At 64.2% G+C, this 4,388-nt stretch carries 4 protein-coding genes; all 4 read left to right on the top strand.

What is annotated here, in order from left to right; genetic code table 11:
* Positions 1–235: 235 nt before the first annotated feature.
* Positions 236–1,030: a hypothetical protein gene (locus tag JF66_RS12580; RefSeq protein WP_231556409.1), complete on the top strand. Its 795-nt coding sequence runs from the start codon at positions 236–238 to the stop codon at positions 1,028–1,030.
* Positions 1,031–1,094: 64 nt separating this feature from the next.
* Complete coding sequence (locus JF66_RS12575) at positions 1,095–3,413, top strand: cation-translocating P-type ATPase (protein ID WP_035878579.1); 2,319 nt, start codon at positions 1,095–1,097, stop codon at positions 3,411–3,413.
* Positions 3,414–3,700: 287 nt separating this feature from the next.
* Positions 3,701–3,955, top strand: a complete 255-nt coding sequence (locus tag JF66_RS12570) for a YHS domain-containing protein (RefSeq protein WP_081882368.1) — start codon at positions 3,701–3,703, stop codon at positions 3,953–3,955.
* A gap of 222 nt (positions 3,956–4,177) precedes the next feature.
* Positions 4,178–4,388: metal-sensitive transcriptional regulator (locus tag JF66_RS12565; protein WP_035878569.1), on the top strand; the 211-nt coding region annotated here is incomplete at its 3' end.

Raw genomic sequence — 4,388 nt, 5'->3', positions numbered from 1 at the left:
CGAAGACCGGAATGCTTGTCGTGACCGGCCAAGACGCACTGGACGATACAGCAGTCCTCGCAGCGGTCGAGGAAGCCGGCTACGAGGCGGTGCGTGTCCCGTGAAGGTCCCCGTAAAGCTCGGACTTTTCGGATTAGGACTGGCGACTTTATACGTCGCTTCATTCGCTACCGCAGGCGCAGTGGTCCCCTCCCAGTCCGCGGCGGCGTGGGCACAGTCAACGGAAGAACGTGGCATGGACAGCAACGACACACAGCCGGCAGTCTCCGTGCAGGGCCTGTCGATGGAGCAGGACGGGTTCCTCCTAGGGGAGATCTCGTCCCCCAGCATTGCAGGCCAGAAGGGAACACTCGCGTTCACGATCTCCGACGCTAAAGGAACGCCGGTCACCGACTTCGAGGACTCCCATGACAAAAAACTCCATCTGATCGTGGTGCGCACAGACGGGACCCAGTTCCGCCACGTGCATCCAACCCTGGACGCCCTTGGCGTATGGTCACTGCCTTGGAAGTGGAACGCCGCCGGCAGCTACCGGGTCTACGCGGATATCGTCCCGGCAGCAACAGGACAGAACATCACGCTGACCAGAACGGTCCAGGCCGCCGGAGAATTCGCCCCCGCCACGCCGGCTCCAATTTCGGCCGTGGATACGGTCGATGGCTACAACGTGGAGCTCACCGGTACGCTGAGCTCCAGCGAACAGGCCCTGCTCACTTTCTCGGTTTCCCGTGAAGGCGAACCGGTCACGGCGCTGCAGCCGTACCTGGGTTCTTACGGACACCTTGTTGCCCTTCGCGAAGGGGACCTGGCGTACTTGCATGTCCACCCCGAGGGCGAAGAACCCCGGCCCGGTGCTGTTTCCGGCCCGGATGTGACATTCATGACCGAGGCCCCGACCCCGGGACGCTACCTGCTCTACCTGGACTTCCAGGTCGACGGACAGGTCCACACGGCCCAATTCGTCCTCACCGCCACCGGCCCCGCCACGTCCGCGGATCCGGGCGAGCCTGCCGAACATTCCGGGCACTGACCACCATAGACACCGCGCACCTCGCCGATCCCGTGATCAGGAAGCGCACCACCGAGGAGGACCCATGTCCACATCATCGATCCAGCCGCAAACGCTGGACAACACCATCGAACTAGAAATCGGAGGGATGACCTGCGCCTCCTGCGCCATGCGGATCGAGAAGAAGCTGAACAAGCTCGACGGCGTGATCGCGACCGTCAACTACGCCACCGAAAAGGCGAAGATCACCGCCCCCGCCGGCCTGGACCCATTGGCGCTGATCGCCGAGGTCGAAAAGACCGGATACACGGCGGCGCTCCCCACGCCGAAAACAGCCCACCAGAGGAGCGACGATGCGGTACAGCCGGACGCAGAGCTGACATCGCTGCGGAACAGACTGATCGCATCAATCGTGCTGTCAGTGCCGGTGATCATGATGGCCATGATCCCGGCGCTGCAGTTCAACTACTGGCAGTGGGCGTCCCTGACTCTAGCCGCGCCCGTGATCGTGTGGGCGGCCTGGCCCTTTCACAAGGCAGCGTGGGTCAACTTGCGCCACGGCGCGGCCACGATGGACACCCTGGTCTCGGTCGGCACGTCCGCTGCACTGCTGTGGTCACTCTTCGCGCTGTTCCTTGGAACAGCCGGACAGCCCGGCATGACCCACGGGTTCTCGTTCACGATCAACCCTTCAGACGGAGCCGGGAACATCTATCTGGAGGTCGCCGCCGGAGTGACCATGTTCATCCTGGCCGGGCGCTACTTCGAGAAAAGGTCAAAGCGCCAGGCGGGGGCCGCCCTGCGCGCCCTGCTCGGGATGGGTGCCAAGGATGTCGCAGTCCTCCGGGACGGGGTGGAAACAAGGATCCCTGTCGAGCAGTTGACGGTGGGCGATGAGTTCGTCATTCGCCCGGGTGAAAAGATCGCCACGGACGGAGTGATCGTCGCGGGCACCTCGGCGGTGGATGCAAGCATGCTCACCGGCGAGTCAATCCCAGTCGAAGTCGGTGAGGGCGACGCCGTGATCGGCGCAACCGTCAATGCTGGCGGCCGTCTGGTCGTGCGCGCCACCCGGGTCGGCTCGGACACCCAGCTCGCACAGATGGCCAGGCTCGTCGAAGACGCCCAGTCGGGCAAGGCCGAGGTGCAGCGCCTTGCCGACAAGGTCTCCGGAATCGTCGTGCCGATCGTCATCGCCATCGCCGTCGGAGTGCTCGGCGCCTGGATCGGTGCAGGTTTCCCGCTCAGCGCCGCGTTCACGGCCGCCGTCGCGGTACTCATCATCGCCTGCCCCTGTGCCCTCGGACTCGCAACGCCGACCGCGTTGCTGGTCGGCACCGGACGGGGCGCCCAGCTGGGCATCCTCATCAAAGGCCCGGAAGTACTCGAGTCCACCCACAAGGTCGACACGATCGTGCTCGACAAGACTGGAACGGTTACTACGGGCAAGATGACGCTTCTTGACGTTTTCACTGCGAACGGAACCACCCGCGAGGACGTCCTGAGGCTGGCCGGCGCGCTGGAAGACGCCTCCGAGCACCCGATCGCCCAAGCCATCTCCAAGGGCGCAACCCAGCAAGTCGGTTTACTCCCAGTGCCGGAGTCGTTTGCCAACGTTGAAGGCAAAGGCGTGCAAGGCACCGTGGAGGGCCATGCCGTGCTCGTTGGGCGCGAAAGCCTGCTAGCGGACTGGTCCCTGCACCTTCCCCGGACGCTCGCCCTCGCAAAGGCCACCGCGGAATCTCAAGGCAAGACCGCAGTCACGGTCGCCTGGGATGGTGAGGCCCGCGCAGTGCTGGTCGTTGCCGACGCGGTCAAAGCCACCAGCGCCGAGGCTATCGCCCAGCTCAAAGCGCTCGGGCTCACTCCGGTGCTCCTGACCGGAGACAACCGAGCGGTCGCCGAGCAGGTCGCGGCGGAGGTAGGAATCACCGAGGTCATTGCCGAAGTGATGCCCCAAGACAAGGTCGACGTCATTACCCGCTTGCAGTTCGAAGGGAAGGTCGTGGCCATGGTCGGCGACGGAGTCAACGACGCGGCGGCTCTCGCACAGGCCAACCTGGGCCTGGCGATGGGAACCGGGACGGACGTCGCGATCGAAGCCGCGGACATCACTCTGGTGCGTGGGGATCTACGCTCTGCCGCCGATGCCATCCGCCTGTCCCGCAAGACCCTGGGCACTATCAAGACAAACCTGTTCTGGGCCTTCGCCTACAACGTCGCAGCCATTCCGCTGGCCGCGTTCGGACTGCTGAACCCGATGCTCGCCGGAGCCGCCATGGCGTTCTCCAGCGTATTCGTCGTCAGCAACAGCCTTCGCCTGCGGTCCTTCAAATCCAACGCGAACACCACAGCGTCCACCTCAGCACCGCACACTCCCGTGCGGCAACTGCAGGGCGTTTAATCATCCCCGCCCAAAGCGAGATCAATTGTGTGCCAAGAGCACGCGCCCGCATCGCAGCCCACTCGTGACTGCTAGGTGGACCGCGCCGCGTGCCCTGTCGTCGCGGGGCGCACAGTCGTCAAGCTTAACGCCGAGACGGCCGGCCCCACCCGAACAGCGCCGCATGGCGCTCCGTCCAGCGGGTCTCTCTAGACCTGTTGAATCTTATACCCCCTGGGGGTATAAGATTAGCGGCAACCACCTCAACGCATTTGAACACTCCCGGCCCACCGAAAGGAAACCCCTCCATGAGCAACAGCTGTTGCAGCACCCCCTCTACCGACAAAGCCACCGCCATGCCTCCGTCCGCCCAGAAGCTCCTCGGCGCCAGCAGCAACGACCTCGCCGAGTGCCCTGTCATGACGGGAAGCCAGGTTGTGAAGGCAGACGCCGAATCCGCAGGACTCTTCCGCGATTACGAGGGCAACCGCTACTGGTTCTGCTGCGCAGGCTGCGGACCCCTGTTCGACGCCACCCCCGCAAAGTACGCCACGGCCGCTTGAGCATCGTGGGGTGGTGCCTGCCGCAGCCGGCACCCCCCATCCCCAGCCATTGTTATGAGACAACCATCCCGACCCGCACCTCGACCGGGGAGCGGGTAAATACCAAGAACGAGCGCCCGGAACACTGTGGCCGCGGAATACCCTGGGCCATGCAGGTCCGGGCACGCGCTCCCCTCACCACGACGGTCCCGTCGCAAAGAACGATGAACAAAGGACAACGACATGGAAACAATCACTCCCGCCGAGGCCACCACAGAGGCGTGCCACATCACGCACGGCTACATCGGTGACAAAAGCAAGTACCTCGCCCGCCTCAAACGCATCGAAGGCCAGGCCCGCGGCATCCACCGCATGGTCGATGAGGAAACATACTGCATCGACATCCTCACCCAGATCTCGGCCCTCACCAAGGCGCTGGAAGGTGTCGCACTCG

Source organism: Cryobacterium sp. MLB-32, from assembly GCF_000738085.1.
In the GTDB taxonomy this organism is placed as follows: Bacteria; Actinomycetota; Actinomycetes; order Actinomycetales; family Microbacteriaceae; genus Cryobacterium.
Note: the sequence above shows the minus strand (reverse complement) of the source record. Positions and strands in the feature narration are given on the sequence as shown.

Excerpts from the sequence above, each read along its gene's own strand:
- JF66_RS12580 (WP_231556409.1), top strand. The coding sequence starts at position 236 with ATGGACAGCAACGACACACAGCCGGCAGTCTCCGTGCAGGGCCTGTCG.
- JF66_RS12575 (WP_035878579.1), top strand. The coding sequence starts at position 1,095 with ATGTCCACATCATCGATCCAGCCGCAAACGCTGGACAACACCATCGAA.
- JF66_RS12570 (WP_081882368.1), top strand. The coding sequence starts at position 3,701 with ATGAGCAACAGCTGTTGCAGCACCCCCTCTACCGACAAAGCCACCGCC.